The sequence below is a fragment of the Pseudomonas mucoides genome (assembly GCF_015461845.1).
Lineage (GTDB): Bacteria > Pseudomonadota > Gammaproteobacteria > Pseudomonadales > Pseudomonadaceae > Aquipseudomonas > Aquipseudomonas mucoides.
Genome location: NZ_JACOPW010000001.1, coordinates 165,157 through 188,401, shown reverse-complemented (window position 1 = coordinate 188,401; position 23,245 = coordinate 165,157). Strand labels below are relative to the sequence as shown.

General features: G+C 59.4%; 22 protein-coding genes. 12 read left to right on the top strand and 10 right to left on the bottom strand.

Translation table 11 applies throughout. From position 1 onward, the window contains the following. Nucleotides 1-14 precede the first annotated feature (14 nt). From H8F22_RS00855 to H8F22_RS00840, 4 genes are all read right to left on the bottom strand, one after another. Nucleotides 15-377 (bottom strand): DUF2493 domain-containing protein, encoded by a 363-nt coding sequence (locus tag H8F22_RS00855; protein ID WP_027925374.1) that lies wholly within the window; start codon nucleotides 375-377, stop codon nucleotides 15-17. Then, the gene (locus H8F22_RS00850; RefSeq protein ID WP_027925375.1) at nucleotides 365-2,020 is read right to left on the bottom strand and encodes a Na/Pi cotransporter family protein; all 1,656 of its coding nucleotides are present in this window, start codon (nucleotides 2,018-2,020) and stop codon (nucleotides 365-367) included. Before H8F22_RS00850 ends, H8F22_RS00855 begins: the two co-directional genes overlap by 13 nt. A 157-nt stretch (nucleotides 2,021-2,177) precedes the next feature. Beyond that, nucleotides 2,178-4,898 carry a magnesium-translocating P-type ATPase gene (gene mgtA / locus H8F22_RS00845; protein WP_194939626.1) on the bottom strand — a complete coding sequence of 907 codons (2,721 nt, stop codon included), beginning with the start codon at nucleotides 4,896-4,898 and terminating at the stop codon, nucleotides 2,178-2,180. Between the two features lie 304 nt (nucleotides 4,899-5,202). Continuing rightward, complete coding sequence (locus H8F22_RS00840; protein ID WP_027925377.1) at nucleotides 5,203-5,466, bottom strand: hypothetical protein; 264 nt, start codon at nucleotides 5,464-5,466, stop codon at nucleotides 5,203-5,205. A gap of 361 nt (nucleotides 5,467-5,827) precedes the next feature. On the opposite strand from H8F22_RS00840, the gene H8F22_RS00835 reads away from it, so the two are divergent. Beyond that, a complete protein-coding gene (locus H8F22_RS00835; protein WP_194939625.1) occupies nucleotides 5,828-6,961 on the top strand; it encodes an NAD(P)/FAD-dependent oxidoreductase in 1,134 nt (377 codons plus the stop codon). A 139-nt stretch (nucleotides 6,962-7,100) separates the two neighbouring features. Next, nucleotides 7,101-7,697, top strand: a complete 597-nt coding sequence (locus H8F22_RS00830; protein WP_059181023.1) for a DinB family protein — start codon at nucleotides 7,101-7,103, stop codon at nucleotides 7,695-7,697. Here the strand turns inward: H8F22_RS00830 and H8F22_RS00825 are convergent. Beyond that, complete coding sequence (locus tag H8F22_RS00825) at nucleotides 7,609-8,538, bottom strand: LysR substrate-binding domain-containing protein (RefSeq protein WP_027925380.1); 930 nt, start codon at nucleotides 8,536-8,538, stop codon at nucleotides 7,609-7,611. The genes H8F22_RS00830 and H8F22_RS00825 overlap by 89 nt on opposite strands. Before the next feature lie 420 nt (nucleotides 8,539-8,958). On the opposite strand from H8F22_RS00825, the gene H8F22_RS00820 reads away from it, so the two are divergent. Both H8F22_RS00820 and H8F22_RS00815 read left to right on the top strand, forming a co-directional pair. Beyond that, nucleotides 8,959-9,324: a DUF6124 family protein gene (locus H8F22_RS00820; RefSeq protein ID WP_194939624.1), complete on the top strand. Its 366-nt coding sequence runs from the start codon at nucleotides 8,959-8,961 to the stop codon at nucleotides 9,322-9,324. Between the two features lie 262 nt (nucleotides 9,325-9,586). Further along, nucleotides 9,587-9,850 (top strand): hypothetical protein, encoded by a 264-nt coding sequence (locus H8F22_RS00815; RefSeq protein WP_194939623.1) that lies wholly within the window; start codon nucleotides 9,587-9,589, stop codon nucleotides 9,848-9,850. Nucleotides 9,851-10,537: 687 nt separating this feature from the next. On the opposite strand, the gene H8F22_RS00810 is transcribed toward H8F22_RS00815, so the two are convergent. Beyond that, nucleotides 10,538-11,434 (bottom strand): LysR substrate-binding domain-containing protein, encoded by an 897-nt coding sequence (locus H8F22_RS00810; RefSeq protein ID WP_194939622.1) that lies wholly within the window; start codon nucleotides 11,432-11,434, stop codon nucleotides 10,538-10,540. A 117-nt stretch (nucleotides 11,435-11,551) separates the two neighbouring features. Between H8F22_RS00810 and H8F22_RS00805 the strand changes: the two genes are divergently transcribed. The 3 genes from H8F22_RS00805 to H8F22_RS00795 are packed head-to-tail and all read left to right on the top strand — an operon-like array spanning nucleotide 11,552 to nucleotide 13,802. Continuing rightward, nucleotides 11,552-12,574 (top strand): aldo/keto reductase, encoded by a 1,023-nt coding sequence (locus H8F22_RS00805; protein WP_194939621.1) that lies wholly within the window; start codon nucleotides 11,552-11,554, stop codon nucleotides 12,572-12,574. Then, entirely contained in the window at nucleotides 12,571-13,368 is a 798-nt protein-coding gene (locus H8F22_RS00800; protein ID WP_027923257.1) for an SDR family NAD(P)-dependent oxidoreductase, read from the top strand. The genes H8F22_RS00805 and H8F22_RS00800 overlap by 4 nt, the downstream gene beginning before the upstream one ends. A gap of 23 nt (nucleotides 13,369-13,391) precedes the next feature. After that, nucleotides 13,392-13,802, top strand: coding sequence for an SRPBCC family protein (locus tag H8F22_RS00795; RefSeq protein ID WP_027923258.1), 411 nt, complete (start codon nucleotides 13,392-13,394; stop codon nucleotides 13,800-13,802). A 58-nt stretch (nucleotides 13,803-13,860) separates the two neighbouring features. Here the strand turns inward: H8F22_RS00795 and H8F22_RS00790 are convergent, their stop codons facing one another. Both H8F22_RS00790 and H8F22_RS00785 read right to left on the bottom strand, forming a co-directional pair. After that, the gene (locus tag H8F22_RS00790) at nucleotides 13,861-15,258 is read right to left on the bottom strand and encodes a sensor histidine kinase (protein WP_194939620.1); all 1,398 of its coding nucleotides are present in this window, start codon (nucleotides 15,256-15,258) and stop codon (nucleotides 13,861-13,863) included. Further along, nucleotides 15,236-15,919, bottom strand: a complete 684-nt coding sequence (locus tag H8F22_RS00785; protein WP_027923260.1) for a response regulator transcription factor — start codon at nucleotides 15,917-15,919, stop codon at nucleotides 15,236-15,238. Before H8F22_RS00785 ends, H8F22_RS00790 begins: the two co-directional genes overlap by 23 nt. Nucleotides 15,920-16,197: 278 nt before the next feature. On the opposite strand from H8F22_RS00785, the gene H8F22_RS00780 reads away from it, so the two are divergent. Both H8F22_RS00780 and H8F22_RS00775 read left to right on the top strand, forming a co-directional pair. Continuing rightward, complete coding sequence (locus H8F22_RS00780) at nucleotides 16,198-17,127, top strand: membrane protein (protein ID WP_027923261.1); 930 nt, start codon at nucleotides 16,198-16,200, stop codon at nucleotides 17,125-17,127. A 309-nt stretch (nucleotides 17,128-17,436) separates the two neighbouring features. Next, nucleotides 17,437-17,976, top strand: a complete 540-nt coding sequence (locus H8F22_RS00775) for a hypothetical protein (RefSeq protein ID WP_194939619.1) — start codon at nucleotides 17,437-17,439, stop codon at nucleotides 17,974-17,976. Nucleotides 17,977-18,107: 131 nt separating this feature from the next. Here H8F22_RS00775 and H8F22_RS00770 read toward each other — a convergent pair whose 3' ends face one another. Further along, nucleotides 18,108-19,919 (bottom strand): monovalent cation:proton antiporter-2 (CPA2) family protein, encoded by a 1,812-nt coding sequence (locus tag H8F22_RS00770; protein WP_027923263.1) that lies wholly within the window; start codon nucleotides 19,917-19,919, stop codon nucleotides 18,108-18,110. Between the two features lie 428 nt (nucleotides 19,920-20,347). Between H8F22_RS00770 and H8F22_RS00765 the strand changes: the two genes are divergently transcribed. After that, on the top strand, nucleotides 20,348-20,656 hold the full coding sequence (locus H8F22_RS00765; protein WP_194939618.1) for an RcnB family protein: 309 nt from the start codon (nucleotides 20,348-20,350) through the stop codon (nucleotides 20,654-20,656). Between the two features lie 3 nt (nucleotides 20,657-20,659). Here the strand turns inward: H8F22_RS00765 and H8F22_RS00760 are convergent, their stop codons facing one another. Continuing rightward, on the bottom strand, nucleotides 20,660-21,733 hold the full coding sequence (locus tag H8F22_RS00760) for a sensor domain-containing diguanylate cyclase (protein WP_059181015.1): 1,074 nt from the start codon (nucleotides 21,731-21,733) through the stop codon (nucleotides 20,660-20,662). Between the two features lie 157 nt (nucleotides 21,734-21,890). Here H8F22_RS00760 and H8F22_RS00755 point away from each other — a divergent pair, with 157 nt between their 5' ends. Together H8F22_RS00755 and H8F22_RS00750 are read left to right on the top strand one after the other, a co-directional pair. Then, nucleotides 21,891-22,625 (top strand): hypothetical protein, encoded by a 735-nt coding sequence (locus H8F22_RS00755; RefSeq protein ID WP_027923266.1) that lies wholly within the window; start codon nucleotides 21,891-21,893, stop codon nucleotides 22,623-22,625. Between the two features lie 35 nt (nucleotides 22,626-22,660). Beyond that, nucleotides 22,661-23,179 (top strand): hypothetical protein, encoded by a 519-nt coding sequence (locus tag H8F22_RS00750; protein WP_194939617.1) that lies wholly within the window; start codon nucleotides 22,661-22,663, stop codon nucleotides 23,177-23,179. Nucleotides 23,180-23,245 lie beyond the last annotated feature (66 nt).

Below are 23,245 nucleotides of genomic sequence, written 5' to 3'. Positions count from 1 at the left end.
GGGCTCGACAGCTGCTACACAGGGCGTGCGGGGGTGGCAAGCGACAGGGTTTGCAAACCGGCCGCCCGGGCTTGGGCGAGCAGCTCTTCGGTGTCTTCGCCGCCGGGCAGGGCGATCACCACGTCCGGTCGGCTGTCGCGCAACATGAAGTGGTTGCGCAAGCGCTCTGCCGATTTGCCGTGGCGCTGCCAGTTAGGCGGGTAACGCACAAGGTCGATGCCTTGTTCTCGCGCCCATTCTTCGATTTCGCCGCCCAGATGCCGGTTACCGCCATGGATCAGCACACGCACCGGGTGCGCGCGTTGGAAGGCGTCGAGCACCCGTCGGCAATGGCCGCTGTCGGCGTAATGGCGTCCCGCACAAATCAGCAGGCGCATGACGGGGTTTCCTTCGCCGGATCGTTGTTCTCGATCACTCGCTCACCGACGCGTTCAAGCAAGGGATAGGCGAGGGCGGCGATGTGGTGGTGCACGCGGCGGTAATCGCGCAGCACGCGTTGGAAGAGGTCTCCGGACTCGGCCCAGGTGTTTTTGTCATCCTGCAGTTTGCGAAAATGCTCACGGCTGGCGTGCGCTTCCAACTGTCTGACGGTTTCCTTGCGACTGATCAATTGATGGGCGATGGCGATGTCTTCGCGCAGGAATACGCTGATCGCCAGGCTCAGGCTTTCCAGCAAGGCGTCGTGCAGCGGGGCGATGTTGCCCAGCTCGAACGCCGAGAACTGTTCGCCACGGCGCACCCTGCGCATCGCCAATTGCGCGAGGCTGCTGGAGAGAATGTCCGCCGCGTGTTCGAGGTTGATCACGAACAGGAGGATTTCCTGGGCGCGATCGGCATCGTCGTCGCTGAGGCCTTCCTTGCCGATGTCGGCCAGATAGGCACGAATCGCTGCGCTGAGCAGGTCCAGGGATTGATCGATGCGTCGTACGTCGTCGACACAGGTCGGCGCCGAGGTGTGGAACAGCTGCAACAGGCGCCCGAGCATCGCCGAGAACATATCGACCATGCGCAGCGCTTCCCGGGCCGCGTTGGACAAACCGATATTGGCCACGTCCAGGCCGGCCTCGTCCAGATAGTGCGGCATGCCGGGATCGACTTCCCGCACCGGATCCGGCAGCAGCCGGGTCAGGGCATTGGCAAGTACGTCGGTCAAACCGATGAACACCAGCGCCAACAACAGATTGAAACCGCTGTGCAGGACCACCACCAGTGTCGTCGGATTCAGGTTCGTCTCGGCCAGCTCCCCGGCAAACGGCAACACCGCCAGCGCACCGACCACCCGCACCAGCAGATTACCCAGCGGCAAACGTCGACCGACGCTCGATCCAGCGTTGATCACTGACGGCAAGGTCCCGCCAATGTTTACACCCAGGACCAACGCCACCAGGGTGGTCGCGGAGAGCATGCCGGTCGCGGCCAGCGAGACGATCAGCAACACCACGGCCACGCTGGAGTGGCAGAGCCAGGTGAGCAGCAGCGCCACCAGCAGGGCAATCAGCAGGTCGCCGTCCAGGCTTTGCATGATCAGTTGAAACACTGGCGTGGTTTCGACGTGCGCCAGGGTTGAACCGAGCATGTGCAGGGCCAGCAGCATCAGCCCCAGGCCGATCAGCGCACAGCCGATACTTTCAAAGCGTGAGTCATCGCGCAGGCGAAAGACGATCAACCCCGTCAGTAGCATCAGTGGCATGAGCATCGACAGGTCGAGGCTGAGCAATTGCACCACCAGGGTCGAACCGAAATTGGCGCCCAGCATCATCGCCAGCGCCGGGGCGAGCGCGAGGGTGCCGGCGGCGGTGAACGAGGTCGCCATCAGGCTGACGGCGGTGCTGCTTTGCAGGAGGCCGGTGATGCCGATCCCCGACAGCAACGCCATCCAGCGGTTGTTCAGGTGGTGGCCGAGCCACTGGCGCAACGGCGAACCAAAGCCGCGCAGCAACGCCGAAGAAATCATGTGAGTGCCCCACAGCAGCAATGCGATGGCACCTGCGAGGTTGACCAGTAGAGTCGTTCCCGACATGAGAACTCTCCTTATTCCGTGTTGCATTGATTGAAAATCCAACCACAAAAACCTGTGGGAGCGAGCTTGCTCGCGATAGCGGTGTGTCAGTCAACACGGATGTTGAATGTGCTGATGCCATCGCGAGCAGGCTCACTCCTACAGGGGGTGGCTCAAATCAGAACCACTGCTCGAAGCGGCGGATGTAGAGGGTTTTCATGACCTGCGCGAAGACGCAGTAGCTGAGCAAGGTGCCGACCAGCCAAGGGAAATACGCCCACGGTAATGGCTGCAAACCGACCAGCGTGCCCAGTGGCGAGAACGGAATGTAGATGCCCAGCACCATCACCAGCCCGGTCATCAGAATCACCGGCAATGCCGCCGTGCTCTGGAAGAACGGGATCTTTTGCGTGCGCAGCATGTGCACCACCAGCGTCTGCGACAGCAGTCCTTCGATGAACCAGCCGGACTGGAACAGGCCCTGCATTTCCACACTATTGGCGGCGAACACGTACCACATCAGCGCAAACGTGGTGATGTCGAACACCGATGACGTCGGCCCGATCCACAGCATGAAACGGCCGATGTTCTTCGCGTCCCACTTGCGCGGTTTGCTGAGGAATTCCTTGTCCATCTTGTCCCACGGCAGCGCCAGCTGAGAGATGTCGTACATGAGGTTTTGCAGCAGCAGGTGAATCGACAGCATCGGCAGAAACGGAATGAACGCACTGGCCACTAGCACCGAGAACACGTTGCCGAAGTTGGAACTGGCAGTCATGTTCAGGTACTTCATGATATTGCCGAAGGTTTCGCGGCCCTTGAGCACGCCTTCTTCGAGCACCATCAGGCTCTTTTCCAACAGGATGATATCGGCCGATTCCTTGGCAATGTCGGTGCCGCTGTCCACCGAAATACCGACGTCGGCATCGCGCAGGGCGGGGGCATCGTTGATACCGTCGCCGAGGAAACCCACGGTATGACCGTTGGCCTGCAACGCCTTCAGCACCCGCGACTTTTGCAGCGGCGTCAGCTTGGCGAACACCGTGCGTTCTTCGACGCGCAGCTTGAGGGTGGTGTCGTCCATGCTTTCGATGTCCTGGCCGAGCAGCGGGGTGCCCGGTTCCAGGCCGACGTCGCGGCAGATCTTGCAAGTGACGACCGCGTTGTCGCCGGTCAGCACCTTGACCGTCACGCCCATGTCCCGTAGCGCCGCAATGGCCGGGCCAGCGGTTTCCTTCGGTGGATCAAGGAAGGTCAGGAAGCCGCGAATCACCAGTTCGCGCTCATCCTCGGTGGTGTACTGGTTTTTGCTCTGTGCTGTCGGGAACTCGCGGGTGGCGACCAGCAGCACGCGGAAGCCGTCTTCGTTGTACTCGTTGGCGAGGGCCAGCAGGTCTTTGCGGCGTTGATCATCGAGGGCGACGATGCTGCCGTTTTCATGGAGGTGACTGGCGATGGACAGCATTTCCTCGACCGCGCCTTTGCACACCATCAAGTGGTCGTCGCGGCTGTCCTTGACGATGATCGACAGGCGCCGGCGGACGAAGTCGAATGGCAATTCATCGACCTTGCTGTAGGCGAATGGCACACGGAACTTCGGGTTGCTGTTGGCAAATTGCACCACCGCCTGATCCATCAGGTTTTTCAAACCACTCTGGTGATGGCTGTTGAGCCACGCCAGTTCGAGGATCACATCGTCGCGCCGGCCATGGCTGTCGACGTGGTGCTCGAGAATGATCTTGTCCTGGGTCAGGGTGCCGGTCTTGTCGGTACACAGCACGTCCATCGAACCGAAGTTCTGGATCGCGTTGAGGCGCTTGACCACCACTTTGCGCTTGGCCATGGCCATCGCGCCTTTAGCGAGGTTGGCGCTGACAATCATCGGCAGCATTTCCGGGGTCAGGCCGACCGCGACCGCCAGCGCAAACAGAAACGCGTCGCTCCAGTCGCCCTTGGAAAAGCCGTTGAGCAGGAACACGATCGGCACCATCACCAGCATGAAACGGATCAACAGCCAGCTGACACTGTTCACCCCACGGTCGAACGCCGTTTGCACCCGCGAGCCGACAATCGCTTTGGCCAGCGAACCGAAGTAAGTGCGCGAGCCAGTCGCGACCACCACGGCTTTGGCGGTGCCGCTGACCACGTTGGTGCCCATGAAGCAGATGTTTGGCAGGTCGAGCAGGTTCGATTGATCGGCGGCGTTGCCGGTAGCGGACTTCTGGGCGACGTTGCCCAAGGTGTCGTATTTCTCCACCGGCAAGGCTTCGCCGGTGAGCACGGCCTGGCTGATGAACAGGTCGCGGGATTCGATCAGGCGGATATCCGCCGGGATCATGTCACCGGCGCTGAGTTGCACGATGTCGCCGGCCACCAGCTCGCGCATCGGTACTTCACGAAGCGTCGCCTCCTGGCCACGTTGCCCGCGCCGCAACACGGTGGCGGTGGTGCGCACCATGGCCTTGAGGGTTTCGGCCGACTTGGCCGAGCGGTATTCCTGCCAGAACCGCAGCAGGCTGCTCAAGGTAACCATGGTCATGATGATAATGACCTTGGTCAGGTCGGCGTCGTCGCTTTCACCCTGGCTGATCGGCAGCCAGTAATCGGTGAAGAAACTGATGCCAGCCAGGGTCAGCAGTACATAGATGAAAGGATTGTTCAGGGCTTTGAGCAGCTGGACGAGGGCGTGAGGCGGCTTGTCGTGGGCGACTTCGTTGTAGCCCCCACGCGCCAGACGGCCCTCGACTTCCAGTTCGGTGAGGCCGTCCGGGGTTGCATTGAGGTTGGCGAGGGTGATGGCGAGGCCGTTCTGGGCTTCTCGTGCGGCGCGCATCGACAGTTTGGCGTTGTCGCTGCTGGCACCTTTGGCGCGGGTATTCGGGGTTTTTACGGTGGTCATCGCGTGTGCTCCTGCCGCTGACTGGCGGCACGACACACAGCCGGCTCACCCAACTACAGGCGAGCGAATGTATGTCGAGCCGCAAACAAGCGATCGATGTCAGAAGTATTGGTTTGTTGTTTTAACGTTCGCTGGCTATCAATAGGGAAGTGATAGGCAGCGAACCGTCTACTGGCTTCGTCCATAACTAACTCCAATTAACGTGTGTTTTAAAAGGCAATAAGAAGTTGTCGGTTTCCCTTGTCAGGAAACCGTTGAAGGAAGGACTTTAAAGTGCCTTCAAATCAACTGAATGTGCGGTTTGTCAGGCTCGGCTTCGCAGCCGGACGCGACGCGCGATGCGTCGACTCGGTGGTTCCTGGCTGTCGTCCAGGTTCCAGCGTTGCTGAAGTCGACCCGTCATCGGGCAGACGCGCCAGTTGGCACGCGGATGTGCCTTGGAAGTGGACGAAGGGCTGGAAAACGGCGCAATGGCGCGCTTCGCGAGCGTAGGCTCACGGCAGGGCTTGACCCGCATGGTCGAAGCAAAGGCGCGTACGCCGGGCATTACGATGGTGTTGAAGTTCATAACATGCCTCTGGACCGGACGGACACCGGTGAGGCAAGTTACGGTGGAGCATCAAGCTCTAGCGCAGCTCACCCGACCGAAAAGTCGAGTCCCGTCATTTTCTGGGTTATGTGCCAGATTCTGCAGTTTCGCAGCAACCCGACAGCGACTAGATACTGTGTCCATTGGATTCCGTAGTGAATTGAAAAAGGGCCTTCGTCGAAGGCCCGGGCAATTTACTCAGCGAGGTGAAGTCCGTCAACCTTAAAGGCCCGATTAATAGTGTATTAAATGGAAAAGTTGCACATTTTATTATTGAGTTCAGCCAAATGACAGTAAGTTGTCATTCATGTGAAGGCGTGCAGCGAGGGCCGGTTTGAAAATGAGCACAGGACAATCGAGCATCGATACCGACTGCGTAGTGGTTGGGGCCGGCGTGGTCGGGCTGGCGGTTGCCAGGGCGCTGGCCGGGACCGGGCGGGAAGTGATCCTGATCGAAGCCGGCGAGGGGATTGGCGTGGGCATCAGCTCGCGCAACTCGGAGGTGATTCACGCCGGTATTTACTACCCGACCGGTAGCCTCAAGGCGCAGTTGTGCGTTGAAGGCAAGCAACGGTTGTATGCCTTCTGCGATGCGCGCGGGGTTGATTATCAGCGCCTGGGCAAGCTGGTCGTGGCCACCGATGACAACCAGTGCGCGGCGTTGCGGGCATTGTTGGAACAAGGGCGACGGAATGGCGTCGATGATTTGCAGTGGCTGGATGCCGCGCAGGCCCGAGCGCTTGAACCGGCACTGTCCTGCGTCGCCGCGCTCTGGTCACCTTCTACGGGAATTGTCGATTCCCATGCGTTGATGCTCGCGCTTCAGGCGGATGGGGAAGCCAGCGGGATGTCGATTGCCTTTCATACACCGCTGGAATCCGCTCGTTGTAAGGCACACGGTTTTGATCTGGTCATCGGCGGTGCGCAACCCATGCCCCTGAGTTGCCGTGAGTTGATCAACTGCGCCGGGCTTTCAGCGCCTGACGTGGCGAGCCGGATCGAAGGGTTGCCCTCGCAGCACGTTCCAGTGGCCCGATTGTGCAAGGGCAGTTATTTCAGTTTCAGCGGCCGCGCGCCGTTCCGGCATCTGGTCTATCCGGCGCCGGAAAGTGCCGGGCTTGGCGTGCACATGACCCTCGACCTCGGCGGCCAGGCACGTTTCGGGCCGGACGTCGAATGGGTCGATCAGGTCGATTACCGCGTGGACTCGCGCCGCGCCGATGGATTTTACGAGGCGATCCGCCGTTACTGGCCCGGTCTTCCCGATAACGGCCTGCAACCGGCCTACAGCGGCATTCGCCCGAAAATCACCGGTCCGAACGAACCTGCAGCGGATTTCATCATCAGCGGTCCGGCCGAACATGGCGTGCCGGGACTGGTGAACCTGTTCGGCATCGAGTCACCGGGCCTGACCAGTTGCCTGGCACTGGCCGAGCGGGTGGTGCAGCGCCTTACGCAAACCCGTAGCAGCTGACGAGCCGAACGCAGCCTCGCGGTGCTCGTCAGCTGCTACAACGGGGCACGAAGCGCAGGTGCCGGTTATCAGTCGTTGCGATGCCCGGAGCCATGAGGGCTATGCTTTGCAGTGCGCCCATCACCATGGGAGACCTCTGATGATCAACGTACGCACTGCCCGCATGCTTGCCGATTACAAAAACTGGGCCGACCAGCGCCTCTTTGACAGCCTGGCCGCATTGCCGGCGGGTGAGGTCAGCAAAGATCGCGTGTCGGTGTTCAAGAACATGATCGGCACCCTGAACCACATCTACGTCGTGGACTGCATCTGGCAGGCCCACCTCGAAGGCCGAGGGCACGGCTTCAAAACCTCACATGATCTGTTGCACGCCGACCTTGCCGAACTGCGCATGGCGCAACGGGAGATTGATCACTGGTATTGCGACTGGAGCGAAAGCCAGACCGAAACGTCACTGGATAAACCCGTTGAATTCACGTTTGTCTCTGGCGAAAGCGGCACCATGAGCGCTGGCGCGATACTGATGCACGTGGTCAACCACGCCAGCTATCACCGTGGCTGGGTGATCCAGATGTACTTCGAAATCCCGGCCATGCCACCGGTCACGGACTTGCCGGTGTACCTGCGCGAAACCCAGCCGACCGCTTTTAAGTCGCCGCATGCCCCGGCAGTGGAGCCGCCATGTACTGTGCAATTTTCGAGCGCAACCAGCGTTCTGCCGGGTCGTTATCGTTGACGCCGTTCCAGACCATGGACAGTTCGGACAGCACGATATCAAACGGCGGGTCGTCGGCCCGCAACTGGCTGCTGCCTTCGATCAGCGCACACGCGGCATAATCCGGCACCGAGGCGAGCAAATCGGTGCCGGCCAGTAATGAGCGCAATCCGGCAAACTGCGGCACCGCCAGCACTACCCGCCGCGAACGACCGATGCGCGCCAAGTCGTTATCGATGGCCCCGGTCAAGTCCCCGGAAAACGACACCAGCGCATGAGGTCTTTCGCAGAATTCATCCAGTGTCAGAACACCGGGGCGGTCGTCGCCGCGCAAGATTTTTACGCTCAAGTCGCGCAATTTCTTGCGCTTGGCGTTGGCTGGCAGTTCCGTGGTGTAACTGATCCCGACAGAAATCTCGCCGCTGGCGAGCATCGACGACATCAGCAGAAAATTCACCCGCCGCACCACTACCACGACGTTCTGCGCTTCTTCGCGAATCTGCTTGAGCAACGGCGGAAACAAGCCGAACTCAGCGTCGTCGGACAGGCCGATGCGAAACACATCACGGCTGGTGGACGGGTCGAAATCCTTGGCCCGGCTGACCGCGCCGGAAATGGTGTCCATTGCCGGTTGCAGTTCCTTGAGGATCGCCAAGGCGCGCAGGGTCGGCTCCAGCGTACGGCCGTTGCGCACCAACAGCGGGTCGTCGAACAAATCGCGCAATTTGGCCAGTGAGGCGCTGACGGCGGGTTGGCCGAGGAACAGCTTCTCCCCGGCGCGGGTGAGGTTTTTCTCGAACATCAGGGTTTCGAAAATCACCAGCAGGTTCATGTCCACACGGCGCAGGTCGTTGCGGTTCATGTTGGAGGCTCGCAGGATTTTGAGGGTCTGTTCAGTAAAGCATCAAACCTGAGAGGGTCATTAAACGGCGATGTTTAACACACATCTCCAGACACTCTGCGAGGCTACACAACCTTGCGCCATTGCCTACGACTGCGCCAGAATCCGCCGGCTTGTGCGCCTTGGGCCGGGACTCTATCGTTTGCGGGTCGCTGACAAATCAGCGATCGGGTTTAGCGACCCGAACCTTTGTAGGCGCAACAGCGCTCCAAACTCTCTTGCAGAATGTTCATCTCTGCGATTGATGTCATGGCGGCTGTGCGCGGGAGACCTTCGGGTCTGCCGGGCGCCTACACCCGGTTCGCTAACCTGTGTACAGCCGCCACCCTTTCTTGTTTAGCGACAGGTTCAGGTGGCTCCATTGATTGTAGGAGTTTCACTATGTTCAAGATCACACCCAACCCGCCAGAAACCGACACCGACGACGTTTCCCCCTACGAATCCGCCGATTCCAAAAAGCTCAACACCGCCGCCGACCGCGCCCTCGACTACTACCTCAAACCGGTCATCCCCAAAGACACCCCGCGTAAACCCAGTACCCTCTACTTTGTAGGGCACGACACCGATCACGAAACCCTGCTGGTCAACGCCTGCGAGACATTGGTGTCAGCGAGTGTGATGTTGAGCGACTTCGCCGGGCAGTTGAACGGCACTCAGCGCCATACCCTGCTGGGCATTCAAAACTCCGTGATGTTGGGCGAACTGGCGGTGAATCGGATGCTGGATAACGTCGACCCGCATGGCTAATGCCACTACTGCACTGATCGTTCCCACGCTCTGCGTGGGAATGCAGCCCGGGACGCTCCGCGTCCTTCTGAAGCTGGAGCGCGGAGCGTCCCTTGAGGCACTCCCACGCAGAAGCGAGCCCCTACAATCCTTTTTTTGAGGCGAAAAGTAATAACGTTAATAGCAAACTGTTCTTAATTACTGTCATTTATCGCAGGTGTTGATATTTTGAGTTTGATTTAACTTTGCATGGCAACTTACTTTAATAATTGTGGAGGTTGTTATGGCGATTGATAGAAAGCTTGACGATATGTTGGCTTGTAGTATTGTTTATGATGAGCGCATAGATGTCTGGGATATGAATGCGGCTATGGCAGTTGTTATAGAACGAAATGTAGACTCCGAACAACGCTATAATGATCTTCTGATAGAAATTCCCAGTGGGAAACGTGCCGTCGAGCCGCCGACTTACACTCCGAAGCCTCCTGGGGATGACACCCCTCAATGGATTTGGGATAACTATAAAAATGGTGGTCGTACGAGCTAGCTAAGTGTAATGGCTTGCGTTTGAAAACACGCTGGCTCGGAGTCCAGTGTGTTATTGAACGACGCCTTTAACTCGCGCGTTTTGGCGCTGAATTGTTCCACCACGTCCTTCATACGTAACCAATGCGTGTCAACGTAGTCTCCAAGTCGTAGACTAAGAAGGTGGTAGATATATCTAGCAAATAGATCTGCCACCTTTTTTGTCGTTTGAAGTTTATTAAGTAAAGCATCAATCCGGGATTAGCCATTAAACAGCGATGTTTCTCTGCGAGGCTACACAATCCCTGCCAGGCATTCCGCATTCCATGATGTCGGGCGAACTGGCGGTGAACCGCATGCTGGATAAAGTCGATCCACAAAGCTAACGCTGATCTACGGCGAGGCGAGGTCCTGTGGCGAGGGAGCTTGCTCCCGGTGGGCAGCGCAGCGGCCCCACTCACTGGTGACGCGTTCTATCAGGCACGCCGCGGCAAAGGTTTTACGACTACTGCGTAGCCGAACGGGAGCAAGCTCCCTCGCCACACTGGTCAAGTTGACCTTGAATTTTGCAGTGTTTGTTCGGGCCTCATCGCGAGCAGGCTCACTCCCACAGGGATTTTTGTGGACTCACTATTTGTGATCAACACAGAACAATTGTAGGAGTGAGCCTGCTCGCGATTACGGTGTGTCAGATACAGATCATGTCGGCTCAGGCGGGCGGCGCCTCAGTCAATACCTTGCGGAACGTCTCCACCAACGGCCGCAAATTGATCCGGTGCCACGCCGCCCACAGGGGGCGGGTGAGGGCAATCCACGGCACTTCCCGCAGCACCACACCCGGCGGTGCATTGCGGCTCAAGCCTTTCTGAATCATCGCAATGCCCAGTCCCGAGGCCACCAGGGCCATGGCAGTGAAGGGGCCGGTGGCTTCCATGCGGATGTCCGGGGTGAAGCCGGCGCGAATGCAGGCGCTGACGAAGTCTTCGCGGTTACTGACATTCTGGTGGTGCTGCACGCCGATCCACTCTTGATCGGCGAGGTCGGCCGGGGTCAATGTCGTCTGGTTGGCCAATGGATGATGCTCAGGCAATGCCAGCAGCATCGGGTCGTCCAGCACTTGTAAGCCCAGCAGATCCGGATCGTTTTTGGCCGGTGGTTCGCTGACCAGTGCGATGTCGAGGCTGCGCTGGCGCAGGCCTTCAAGCTGTTCAGTAGAGCGCAGGTTGTACAGCGCGACATGCACGTTCGGCCGCTCGACCCGCAACACACGCAGGGCATTTGGCAACACGCCGGCGTGCATGGCGTTTTCGATGTAACCGACGCACAAACCGCCTTCTTCACCGCGACCGAGGCGTTTGCCGAGGGATTCCAGGCGACTGGCGTGGGTCAGCAGGGCGCGGGTTTCGGCGAGGAAGGTCTGGCCGTCGCGGGTCAGGCGAATGCGTTGTTGGCTGCGTTCGAACAGGGTCAGCCCCAGGCGTTCTTCGAGTTGGGCGATTTGCCGGCTCAGCGGTGACTGGGAAATGTGCAGGCGTTCGGCGGCGCGACCGACGTGTTCTTCTTCGGCGACGGCGACGAAGTAGCGCAATTGGCGGATGTCGATCATGTCAGACCTCTGGGGACTCAAGTGCTGCACATTATGTCTTGGACGGTCCGATCGTCGCAATCTAGGATCTGCTCAACGGTCAGGCGACTGGCCACTGAAACTGACGAGGATTGAATCATGAGCTTGAAAGACAAACTGCCCGGCGCGCTGGGTTTCGGCACCGCCCCGTTGGGCAACATGTTCCGCGCCATTCCTGAAGATGAGGCGCTCGCTACCGTGCACGCCGCCTGGGATGCCGGCGTGCGTTACTTCGACACCGCGCCGTTCTATGGTTCGGGTCTGTCGGAAATCCGTTTGGGCGCCGCGCTGTCCCGATACAACCGTGACGACTATGTGCTGAGTAGCAAAGTCGGTCGGGTCATTCTGGATGAAGTCGAAGACACGGCGGCCCGTGACCTGGGCGAGAAGAGCGGGGTATTCGAACACGGCCTCCCGAACAAGATCGTCAACGACTACAGCGCCGACGCGACGATGCGCTCCATCGAGGACAGCCTCAACCGTCTGCAAACCGACCGTCTGGACATCGTCTGGGTGCATGACATCGCGCAGGACTTCTACGGCGATCAATGGCTGGAGTACTTCAACCAGGCCCGCACCGGCGCGTTCAAAGTACTGACCCGCTTGCGCGAAGAAGGCGTGATCAAGGGCTGGGGCCTGGGCGTGAACAAGGTCGAGCCGTGCGAACTGACCCTTGATCTGACCGAAGCACAACCGGACGGTTTTCTGCTGGCGGGTCGCTACACTCTTCTCGACCACGACCGCGCGTTGCAACGCCTGATGGACGCAGCCCTGGCGCAGAACGTCGAGATCGTGGTCGGTGGTCCTTACAGCTCGGGCATTCTGGCCGGCGGTACGCACTTCGAATACCAGAAAGCCAACCCGGCGATTATCAACAAAGTCGAGCACATCAAACGCATCGCCGCCGCGCACGGTGTCGACATAAAAGCAGCGGCCTTGCAGTTCTCGTTGGCCAACCCGGCGGTGGCGGCGGTGATTCCAGGTTCCAGCCGTCCGGAGCGTATTGCTGAAGACGTTGCCGCGCTGTCGGCGGTCATTCCCGCCGCGTTCTGGCAGGCGATGCGTGAGGCAAAACTGATCTCCGAGCGCGCGCCATTGCCGATCACAGGAGTTAGAGCATGAAGATTGATCTGAGTGGAAAACTCGCCATTGTCAGCGGCAGCACCGCGGGCATTGGCCTGGGCATCAGCAAGGCGTTGGCCGAGTCCGGCGCCACGGTGGTGGTGATCGGCCGGGAGACGGCCAAGGTCGAACAGGCACTGGCGAGCATTCGTCAGCGCGTGCCGGGCGCGCAGTTGCGTGGCCTGACCGCGGACCTGGGCACTGCCGAAGGCGCCGAGGTGCTGTTCGCCGCCGAACCGCGTGCGGACATTTTGGTGAACAACCTCGGCATCTTTAACGACGTGGATTTTTTCGACACGCCAGACAGCGAGTGGACACGCTTTTATGAGGTCAACGTGATCTCCGGCGTGCGTCTGTCCCGGCATTACGTGCCGGACATGGTCAAGCAGGGTTGGGGCCGGGTGATCTTCGTGTCCTCGGAATCCGGCATCTCGATCCCGGCTGACATGCTCAACTATGGCGTGACCAAAAGCGCCAACCTGGCAGTCTCCCATGGCCTGGCCAAACGGCTGGCGGGCACCGGTGTGACAGTCAATGCGATCCTGCCCGGCCCGACGCTCACCGATGGCCTGGAGCAAATGCTCAAGGACGCCACCGCCGCCTCCGGTCGGGGTATACGCGAAGAAGCCGATGCGTTTGTGCGCAAGGCGCGGCCGACGTCGATCATCCAGCGTGTGGCGGATGTCGAGGAGGTGGCGAACCTGGTGGCCTACATTGCTTCCCCGCTGTCCTCGGCCACCACCGGCGCGGCATTGCGCGTTGATGGCGGTGTTGTCGACAGCATGGCAATCTGATTTTTTTTAACAGAGAGGAATACATGGCAACTGCATCAGCGACTATTGAGATCCCGGCTTCGGCCGACGAAGTGTGGCAATTGATCGGCGACTTCAACTCGCTGCCAGACTGGCTGCCGTTCATTCCGCAAAGCGAACTGAGCGAAGGCGGGCGGGTGCGCAGCCTGAAAACCGCGGATGGCGCGGTGATCGTTGAGCGGCTTGAGGCGTTTGATAACGCCGGCAAGACGTACAGCTATTCGATTGAGCAGGCGCCATTTCCGGCTACTGCGTATCTGGCGACGATCAAGGTTGAAGCGCAGGGGCAGGGGGCTCGGGTGACGTGGTCGGGTCGGTTTACGCCTGTGGGGGTGAGTGAGGAGGAAGTGGTGGCGTTGTTCGACGGGATTTATCAGGGTGGGCTGCAGGCGTTGCGGGCCAACTACCCGGCTTAGTCAGTACGCTTAAACCTTGTAGCAGCTGTCGAGCCTGCGAGGCTGCGTTCGGCAGCTGCTACAGAGGTTGTGTCAGGGCCGGGTTTTTGCAATCCAGCACCAACCGCGCGCCACCGAGTTCGCTGCTACCCACCTCCAGCGCAAACCCATGCAAACCGGCAATCGCCGCCACAATCGACAATCCCAAACCAAACCCGCTTTTCTGATTTCCACCCTCGGCGCGATAGAACCGCTGAAACACTGCTTCGCGCTCGGCCTCCGCAATCCCGGGGCCGGAATCCAGCACTTCGATCCGCGTAAACCCGCCTTCACTCACCCCACGCAAAATCACCTCGCCCCCCGGCGGTGTGAACTTGATCGAGTTGCTCAGCAGATTCGCCACGGCTTCGAACAACAACGCCCGATCCCCATTAAGCGCTGGCAGCGACGCCGGCAATTGCAGCTTGAAAACCAGTTCGCCTTCTTCCGCCAGTGGCAGGTAGAAATCGTGCAGCTCTTGCAGCAAGGGCACCGGGTCCAGTTGCACGAAACCCGAGCGGCGCTGGCGATCTTCCAGTTCGGAAATCCGCAGTAACCCGCGAAAACGTGCCATCAAGGTGTCCGCTTCACCGAGCACTGAATCCAGTTGCACAGCCAGCGTCGAGTCATCTGCGGCCTGCTGCTGAATCCGGTACAGCTGCGCCCGCAGGCGTGTCAGCGGGGTGCGCAGGTCGTGGGCGATGTTGTCGCAGACTCCCTTGACCTCGTGCATCAAGCGCTCGATGCGTTCGAGCATGGCGTTGACGATGGTGGCGAGCATGTCCAGTTCATCGCGTCGATTGGACAAGGGCAGGCGCCGGGTCAAATCCCCGGCGATGATGGCTTCGGCACTGGCCTGGATCGCTCGGATGCGCCGCAGGGGGCGTCGGCGCAACAGGTGCCAACCGGCGATGCCGGGAATGATCGTCAAGGTCACGCCCCAGAACAACGCATGAAGGATGATCCGGGTGACGGCGAACAACGAACCGTTGTCACGCACCAGCACCAGCCAGCGACCGTCGCGGGTCTGGGTCGCTACCGCGTCGCAACTGTCGGCGGGCAGGATCGGGTCGTCGGAGTCGGAACAATCCTTGAGCATGTGAATCTTGCCGTCCAGCGGCAAGTCTTCGGGGATAAAACGCAGGGCGCCGCTGAGGTAGCGATGCTGGTGATCGAACAGGCCGTAGGCGTCGATGCCACGGATGTCGAAGGTCATGCTGACGGCGAGGGCGTCCACCAGTTGCTCGCCCTGGAAGCGCGAAAACAGATGCTGGCGTTGCATCAGCGAGTGCTTGGCCAGGTTGTCGAGGTAAGCGGACACTTCGTAGTACATGACGCCCATCAGGATTGCGCTCCAGATCACGAACAGCGAACTGTAGAGCGCCAGCAAGCGGCTGCTGGAAGAGCGCCAGCCTTTAGACGGGTTCGGCAATGACATAACCCGAGCCTCGCACGGTCCGAATCAGTGGGGCCTGGCCTTGTGGGTCGATTTTCTTGCGCAGACGACCGATGTGCACGTCGATCAGGTTGGTGCCGGGGTCGAAGTGGTAGCCCCAGACTTCTTCGAAAATCATCATGCGCGACAGAATCTGCCCGGTGTTGCGCATCAGGAATTCGAGCAATTTGTATTCGGTCGGCAATAGGGTCAGCAACAGGCCGCCGCGGCTGGCTTCATGGCTGATCAGGTTGAGTTCCAGGTCGGCCACTCGCAACGTCGTGGCCTGGGCGGTCACCGTGTTCTGGCGGCGCAGCAATACTTCAACGCGGGCGGCCATTTCATCGGTGGCGAATGGCTTGGTCAGGTAGTCGTCACCGCCGGCGCGCAACCCCCGCACGCGCTCATCGACGTCGGAGAGGGCGCTGATCATCAGGATCGGCGTGGCCACGCCCATGGTCCGCAGCGTGGTGACAATCGCCAGGCCATCGAGCTCCGGCAGCATGCGGTCGAGGGTGATCAGGTCATAGTCACCACTGACCGCACGCTCGAGGCCTTCGCGGCCATTGTCGACCCAGTCGACATCGAGGCCGTGGCTGCTCAGTTCGGCGACGATTTCCCGGGCGGTCACGGCGTCGTCTTCGATAGTCAAGATGCGGGTCATAGGGCTGGCCTGATTAGCGGTTCTCAATGATGTGCAGCATTTTGCCAAGAAATGATCGGAGTCTTTCTAAATAAAACTTCATGCACTGAATATTTTGATCAATGCAGAAAACCCGCTGGGTTGAGGCATTCCTTGCAAATTGCATGAGAAAAGGAAGTTCAATCTTTATAGGTTATTGAAAACAGAAGAAAAATTTAGAAATCGTGACTGGCACGCTGACTGCAATGGTGCATTTGAAGAGTTGTAACACCATCTTTCCTGCCTGGAGCGATACAACAATGAATAGATCTTCTGATGGTTTCTATCCCGTCGCAGAAGAAACGAGCACGCTCTCGGGTGTGTCCTGGGGGGCGATCTTCGCCGGGGCCGCTGCGGCGGCAGCGTTGTCGCTGATTCTGGTGCTGCTCGGTTTCGGCCTGGGTTTTTCGGCGGTGTCGCCGTGGGCCAATGAAGGTGTGAGTGCCAAGGGGCTGGGCATTTCAACCATCGTGTGGCTGGCGGTGACGCAAATTCTGGCGGCCGGGGCCGGCGGTTACATTGCCGGTCGCTTGCGGGTCAAGTGGGCCTACCTGCACGGGGATGAAGTGTATTTCCGTGATACCGCCCATGGCTTCCTCGCCTGGTGCGTGGCGACGCTGGTGACCGCGACCCTGGTGGTCGGCTCGGTCAGCAGTGTTATCAGTGGCGGCCTGCAAGCTGGGGCCAATATGGTCGGCGGGGCAGCCAGTGCGGCCACTCAAGCCGCCGGCACCGCTGCTGCCAATACCAATAGCGATCAGTACGGCTATTTCGTCGACAGCCTGTTCCGTGACGATCGTCCGGCCGCCGTCAGCGATGACGCCGCGCGTGGCACCGTAACGCGCATATTTGTGCGCAGCCTGGGCAACAACGGCTTGAGTGCCGAAGACCGGACTTACCTCGCACAAATGGTCGCCCAACGCACCAACCTGACTCAGGCCGACGCCGAACGTCGTGTTGATGAAGTCTATGCCCGTACGCAAAAAGCCGTGGCCGACGCCAAACTGGCTGCCCAGCAAGCCGCTGACAAAGCCGCGAAAGTCGCCGCCTGGACGTCGCTGTGGATGTTCATCGCACTGCTGATCGGCGCGTTTTTTGCCAGCCTTGCCGCCACTTTTGGTGGTCGTCGTCGGGACGCCGTTGTGTACGTGGAAACCGATACTTACGTCACCACCACCCCTGTCCGCTAACCCGGGAGAATCATCATGCGTTCATTACTGCTGTTCTTTCTTGGCGTGCCGATCCCGATCATTATCCTGATCGCCCTGTTCATGCATTGATCCGCTGAGGCTCATGCCTCTGCCGCTTCCGCCTCTGGTGGAAGCGGCGTTTTGCTTTGTGGCCCCCAATAAAGCGAAGATGCCCAGGCCTGTAGGAGTGAGCCTGCTCGCGATAGCGATGTAACGTTCACTGTTTGCAGCGACTGACACTCCGCTATCGCGAGCAGGCTCACTCCTACAAGTTTTGATTTGGGTTGTTTTAAGAAGGGGAGACGTGCGTTGGACAAAAAGGAAATCAAGCGGCAACTGGTGGCGGCGCTCGACGCCGGGCACTCCAAAACCGCGACGTTCAAGGCGTTCTCCGGTGGCGTGGTCAAGGACCGGGTGCTGGCTTACTGGATCGGCGCCAGGCCGGATCCGGCGTTGCGGGAAAAACATTCGCTCAAGGTCAACATTCTGCTCGCACTGACCTGCCTTCAGGCCTTGTTGGGGGCCGTCACCGGATTCTATCTGGGTTCGATGATCGGCCCCGGTGCCGTGGTGTTTTTCACCCTGTTTGCGGCGCTGGTGCCGCTGGCGTTTGCCTGGGGTTTCTACAAGAACTCGGCGCAGGTCTACACCCTTTACATGATTCTGACCGTCAGCCAGATCGGGCGGATGTTTCAGGGGTATGAGGAAGATCCGGTGATGACGGTGGTGGGTGTGGTGATCACGTTGGCCATGGTGTTTTATGTTGCCTGGTTGAAGGCGCTGCTGTTCCCGGACCTGGGGTTTGTCGGGTCGAAAAAGGTTAAGGGGCAGTTTGTGTTTTCCAACTGATGCTCGGGTGGGGGCCAGGCATTGCACCGCGTTATCGTTCATCGCGGGCAAGCCACGCTCCCACAGGGGAATGCAGTTTACTGTGGGAGCGTGGCTTGCCCGCGATGGCGGCATACCTGCCGCCACACCACTTAAGCCTTGCCCGCTTCCTGCTCCTCCAACTGATCCGACTCAAACAATTTAGCCAGTTCTGCCCGCGCTTCCTGCGCCGTCTGCAACACCTTCGCCGCATCGTCATACACCGCGTGCTGCGCCTCCAACACCTGTTCATCGTGATGCTTGAACCGTTTGATCCGCGCATCGGCCTGTGCCTGGGTCAGCCCCAGGCCAATCAGCGTGCGCCGGCTCATTTCCAGGCTCGAATAATAGGTTTCACGAATCGCTTCCGCCCCCAGGTCCACCAGGCGATGCACATGCTGACGGTTACGTGCGCGAGCGATGATTTTGATGTGCGGGTACAACCGGTGCACCACCTCGGCGGTCTTGATGTTGGTGTCCGGGTCATCGGTGGCGATGATGAAGTATTCCGCCTGTTCGACCTTGGCTGCGCTGAGAATCTCCGGGCGCATCGGGTCGCCATAGAACACCGGTACGCCGCCGAAACTGCGGGACAGTTCGATGGTTTCCACCGACGTATCGAGCGCCACAAACTTGATGTTCTGCGCCCGCAGAATCCGCGCAACGATCTGACCCATCCGGCCCATGCCGGCGATCACCACGCGTGGCGCATCGGTGTCGATGTCGCGGAATTTTTCCGGCACCACGACGGGCTGCACCTTGGGTGAATACAACCGGGCGCACAGCAGCAACAACAGCGGTGTCACCGCCATGGACAGGGTGATGGTCAGCACCAGCAAATCGTACAGGTGCGGCTCGAACAGGCCTTGATCACGGCCAATCTTGAACACCACAAACGCGAACTCACCGCCGGCCGCCAGCACGATGCCCAGGCGCAGCGCACTGACTTTGCCAAGGCCGCCGGCCAATCGGCCGACCACAAAGAGCAGCGGCAATTTGATTGCGATCAGCAGCAGGGTCAGCCCCAGGACCGCAAGCGGGGCGCTGAGCAGCAGGCTGAGGTTGGCGCCCATGCCAACGCTGATGAAGAACAGCCCCAGCAGCAGGCCTTTGAACGGCTCGATCTGCGCTTCCAGTTCATGCCGGTATTCAGAGTCCGCCAGCAGCAACCCGGCGAGAAAAGCGCCGAGCGCCATGGACACGCCGACCAGGTCCATCAGCCATGCCGTGCCGATCACCACCAGCAACGCCGTGGCGGTGGACACCTCGGGCAAACGGGTTTTGGCGACGATGCGAAACACCGGACGCAACAGATAGCGTCCACCGATGACTACCACCGCAATGCTGCCCAATACCCGCAAACCGTGATTCAAATCTTCCGCGGCGGTGGAGGTGTGATCACCCCCGGCCAGCAGCGGGACCATGGCAATCAGCGGAATGGCAGCGATGTCCTGAAACAGCAGAATTGCAAACGCCAGTCGACCGTGGGGGCTGGTCAGTTCCTTGCGCTCGGCCAGGCTTTGCAAGCCAAACGCAGTGGACGACAGGGCAAGGCCAAGGCCGAGCACGATGGCGCTGTTCAGCGGCTGGCCGAAGACGAGCAGCGCCAGCACACCGATCACTGAACCGGTCAACAACACCTGCGCCAGGCCCACGCCGAACACCGATTTGCGCATCACCCACAGGCGTCGCGGCGACAGCTCCAGACCAATGATGAACAGCAGCAACACCACGCCGAGTTCAGAAATATGGCTGACGCTTTGCGGATTACCGATCAGCCCCAGCACCGACGGCCCGATGAGGACGCCGGCAAACAGATAACCCAGCACGGCTCCCAGTTGCAGGCGCTTGGCCAAGGGCACGGTGAGCACCGCTGCGAACAGAAACACGACAGCGGCTTGCAACAGGTTGCCTTCATGGGGCATGGCTTACTCCAACACTCGATACGGCGGAGCGCCAAGGATAAAGGGTGCGGCGGGATGCGTCAGCGGTGTTGGCCGACAAACCGTGAATTCCGCTATCGCGGGCAGGCTCACTCCTACAGTCGACCGCGTATTCCCTGTAGGCGTGAGCCTGCTCGCGATAGTGGTCGGTCGGGCAACCGGGCAATCCGATAAACGCCCTGATATGCCCCATCCCCCCGTAGGCGATCAGGGAATCCAGTTCGTTAAAACCGTCAAAGGTCAGATGGCAATGTGCATGGCAATAAATCCTGAGTGTCTTCACGCAGCCTACGCCGACCCGAGGCGCGCCTCCCGGTACAAGTCCGGCACAGATTCATCGCAACGGTATGGAATGATTCAGAGCGAGCACAGTCGGAGTTCAGGTGCCATAACATGACTGGAGGATCACCATGAACCGCAAAACGCTCATCGCCGCCCTGACCATTGCCGTCGGCGTTGCCGGTATCAACCCCATCGTTCAGGCGGCCGAGTCCCCTCAGAAAACCGTTCAGCCCGGCGTCAACAACTCCCGTGAACTGGTGGTCGGCGACCGCGCCCCGGACATCTACCAACGCCGCGAAAAAGCCCTCGGCAATTGGCAGGCCAAAGGCCTGAAAGCCCCGAAGGATCAGGCGCAGTGGGTGCAGATCAATGACAAGTACATGATGGTGATGATCACCAACGGGACGATTGTGGACATCACGCCGGTGGAGCGTTAGAGCCTATTGGCTGTGAGCCCGCACCGGGCTTTCGCCGCCCAACCGATACTGATTATTGCCACTGCGCTTGGCCTCATACATCGCCAGGTCCGCAATATGAATCAGCCGGTCCATGCTCGGCGCGTGGTCCGGGTACACCGCGACACCGAGGCTGGTGCCGATGTGGCGCTGGTCGTTGCCGATGGTGATGGGCGGTGACAGTTCGACGAAGATTTTCTGGCAGATGCTGCGCGCTTCATCCTGCAGGTTGATGCCTTTGGGCAACCCTTGAAGGATGACCACGAATTCGTCACCACCGATCCGGGCGACGGTGTCGGTTGAGCGCAGGATTTTCTTCAGGCGTGTGGCAGTGGTGATCAGGACGCGATCGCCGGCCGCATGGCCGTAGTGATCGTTGATGGCCTTGAAACCGTTGAGGTCGACAAACACCAACGCCACCCGGGTCGCGCCGATACGCGCCTGTTCCAATGCCTCGGACAACCGTTCCTCCAGCACCAGACGATTGGGCAGGCCGGTCAACGGGTCGTAGTGAGCCAGGTGCTGGAGGTAACTGGCGGAGGCTTTTTCCTCGGTGATGTCGCGCACCACGCCCATCATCTTGATGGTGGCGTCGTGGTCGTTCTTGACCACATTGCCGGTCTCTCGCAGCCAGTGAACACTGCCGTCGGGCCAGACGACGCGGTATTCCTCGTCATGGTTTTCGCCGGTTTCCAGGCAGCGCAGCTCCCCGGCCCGCACGCTGGCGCGGTCCTCCGGGTGAACGCAGGCGCAAAACAGGGCGTAGGAGGGCGTCACTTCGCCGATCTTGAAGCCGAACATGCCGTAGATCGCATCCGACCAGTAGAGCTTTTCGGTGTCGACGTCCCAGTCCCAGGTGCCGATGCGGGCGAAGTATTGGCTGCGTTTGAAGCGTTCGGCATCGCCGTCCTGGCGCACGGACGGTCCCTCGGCCAGGCTGGCGATCAGCGCACGACTCTCGGCCAATTGCTGTTTCAGCGAGCGCACGCGACAGATCATCGCGATGAGCAGGGCAAACATGACTGAGCCGACGGCTGCGCTGGTCCAGACCAGATTCATTCAGGGATCGTCATTGGGCATTAAACCGAGGGATACGTTGGTGCTTATGTTAGTTCACCGCGCTGTTGGGTTGCAGTCGCTTTCTGTCTAACGAGCGCTAGACTTTCTGTGCACGCCATCTGCTTCGTGATCATCCGTCAGCCAGGAGATCCTCAGCATGACTCAAGTCAACCCGTCTGGCCCGACGCCCCCACCGCCTGCGCCGGAGAGTTCACAGTTGTCGGCGCACTTTGGTGGGCCAACGCTGCTGTTTGCGGCCTATCTGTTTTTCTATTCCTGGCTGCATTTGTTTTATTACTTCAAGACGTTCGGCATACCGCTGGTATCGCTGGATATCTCGCTCTATTTCTATCTGGCGTTTGCCTGGACTGCGGTGAAACAGTTCGGGGCCTGGATCCCCCTCATTCTGGGCGGCGGTGCCATCCTCTATGTTGCGCTTAACGGCGGCTGGTCTTCGGACCACAGGCTGTTTCGGCATTTTTTGCACAAAGCGCTATTCGCACTTTTTTTGGTCTTGGGACTTTGGGCCACGTCTGTCATGGCCGAGTACCTCGGTACGTTACAGGCCCAGCAAGTCCGCGATGGCGGTGTATTGCACCCGATTCGCCTGCACTTCGAAGAAAAGCAGGCGAAGAACTTTCCGACTGAGTTGTCGACGGCCACCGTTAGCAAGGATGGCGGGATTAAAGAAGCCGTGCTGCTGATTGAAACGGACGAGACGTACTACGTGCTGATTCAAAAGGTGCTGATGAAAACCGATAAGCAGCCGCAACGTTACGATTCATTTGGCACGGTGTACCAAGTGCCGAAGCAGCAGGTGATTTACGTTGAAATGGATGTGCCCAATATGCCGCGTGTTACCAGGACATTGTTTTTAGACGAGTTCCTGTAATCACCACGCGGGACTGGACTAATGGCAGGTGCGCTATGACCAGATGGAAAATTGCCCTGACACTCGCTCTGTTTGTGAGTGCGGCGCAGGGCGAACAGATCTTGATGATGCCCAGTGGCGATCAGTACCTGGGCAACGAAACCGTGGACCATTCGGGCATTTTTGTTGATTGCGCAAAATTTCCCCATAGTTCGGCGGACGGCAAGATCCAGCCGACGAGCCAGCGGTGTGACAACAATGTCATCGTTGTCATGGCGCCCTCGTTGATCACTCGCTCACCGCTGGAGGTGGTCAGCGTGGACCCGACCGCCAAAAAAATTGAAGTGATGGAGGGCAATACGGTCCAGACCCTAGATTTGAAACAGTTCCCGGATCTGCATTGGTTTGATTTCACCAAAGGCGACCAGATCGGCATTGTGACTGACAAGAAAAGCAGTACAGGCAAGTGGATCCTTCCAGAAGCGATCTTCGGCAAAGACTTCGCGGTCGATGCGAAGCAGAAGGAAGACAAAAAAGTCGTGGAAATGTTGACCCACCCCGATAAAGGCACCTGAACGGTTGCCAACAAGTTGATTTTCTGGGAAAACCACGACCCTCGAATTCTGCAAACAGATAAACAC

Excerpts from the sequence above, each read along its gene's own strand:
- H8F22_RS00815 (WP_194939623.1), top strand. The coding sequence starts at position 9,587 with ATGGCGATTGATAGAAAGCTTGACGATATGTTGGCTTGTAGTATTGTT.
- H8F22_RS00840 (WP_027925377.1), bottom strand. The coding sequence starts at position 5,466 with ATGAACTTCAACACCATCGTAATGCCCGGCGTACGCGCCTTTGCTTCG.
- H8F22_RS00820 (WP_194939624.1), top strand. The coding sequence starts at position 8,959 with ATGTTCAAGATCACACCCAACCCGCCAGAAACCGACACCGACGACGTT.
- H8F22_RS00810 (WP_194939622.1), bottom strand. The coding sequence starts at position 11,434 with ATGATCGACATCCGCCAATTGCGCTACTTCGTCGCCGTCGCCGAAGAA.
- H8F22_RS00790 (WP_194939620.1), bottom strand. The coding sequence starts at position 15,258 with ATGTCATTGCCGAACCCGTCTAAAGGCTGGCGCTCTTCCAGCAGCCGC.
- H8F22_RS00770 (WP_027923263.1), bottom strand. The coding sequence starts at position 19,919 with ATGCCCCATGAAGGCAACCTGTTGCAAGCCGCTGTCGTGTTTCTGTTC.
- H8F22_RS00825 (WP_027925380.1), bottom strand. The coding sequence starts at position 8,538 with ATGAACCGCAACGACCTGCGCCGTGTGGACATGAACCTGCTGGTGATT.
- H8F22_RS00755 (WP_027923266.1), top strand. The coding sequence starts at position 21,891 with ATGACTCAAGTCAACCCGTCTGGCCCGACGCCCCCACCGCCTGCGCCG.
- H8F22_RS00805 (WP_194939621.1), top strand. The coding sequence starts at position 11,552 with ATGAGCTTGAAAGACAAACTGCCCGGCGCGCTGGGTTTCGGCACCGCC.
- H8F22_RS00780 (WP_027923261.1), top strand. The coding sequence starts at position 16,198 with ATGAATAGATCTTCTGATGGTTTCTATCCCGTCGCAGAAGAAACGAGC.
- H8F22_RS00830 (WP_059181023.1), top strand. The coding sequence starts at position 7,101 with ATGATCAACGTACGCACTGCCCGCATGCTTGCCGATTACAAAAACTGG.
- H8F22_RS00855 (WP_027925374.1), bottom strand. The coding sequence starts at position 377 with ATGCGCCTGCTGATTTGTGCGGGACGCCATTACGCCGACAGCGGCCAT.
- H8F22_RS00750 (WP_194939617.1), top strand. The coding sequence starts at position 22,661 with ATGACCAGATGGAAAATTGCCCTGACACTCGCTCTGTTTGTGAGTGCG.
- H8F22_RS00785 (WP_027923260.1), bottom strand. The coding sequence starts at position 15,919 with ATGACCCGCATCTTGACTATCGAAGACGACGCCGTGACCGCCCGGGAA.
- H8F22_RS00800 (WP_027923257.1), top strand. The coding sequence starts at position 12,571 with ATGAAGATTGATCTGAGTGGAAAACTCGCCATTGTCAGCGGCAGCACC.
- H8F22_RS00835 (WP_194939625.1), top strand. The coding sequence starts at position 5,828 with ATGAGCACAGGACAATCGAGCATCGATACCGACTGCGTAGTGGTTGGG.
- H8F22_RS00765 (WP_194939618.1), top strand. The coding sequence starts at position 20,348 with ATGAACCGCAAAACGCTCATCGCCGCCCTGACCATTGCCGTCGGCGTT.
- H8F22_RS00850 (WP_027925375.1), bottom strand. The coding sequence starts at position 2,020 with ATGTCGGGAACGACTCTACTGGTCAACCTCGCAGGTGCCATCGCATTG.
- H8F22_RS00760 (WP_059181015.1), bottom strand. The coding sequence starts at position 21,733 with ATGAATCTGGTCTGGACCAGCGCAGCCGTCGGCTCAGTCATGTTTGCC.
- mgtA (WP_194939626.1), bottom strand. The coding sequence starts at position 4,898 with ATGACCACCGTAAAAACCCCGAATACCCGCGCCAAAGGTGCCAGCAGC.
- H8F22_RS00795 (WP_027923258.1), top strand. The coding sequence starts at position 13,392 with ATGGCAACTGCATCAGCGACTATTGAGATCCCGGCTTCGGCCGACGAA.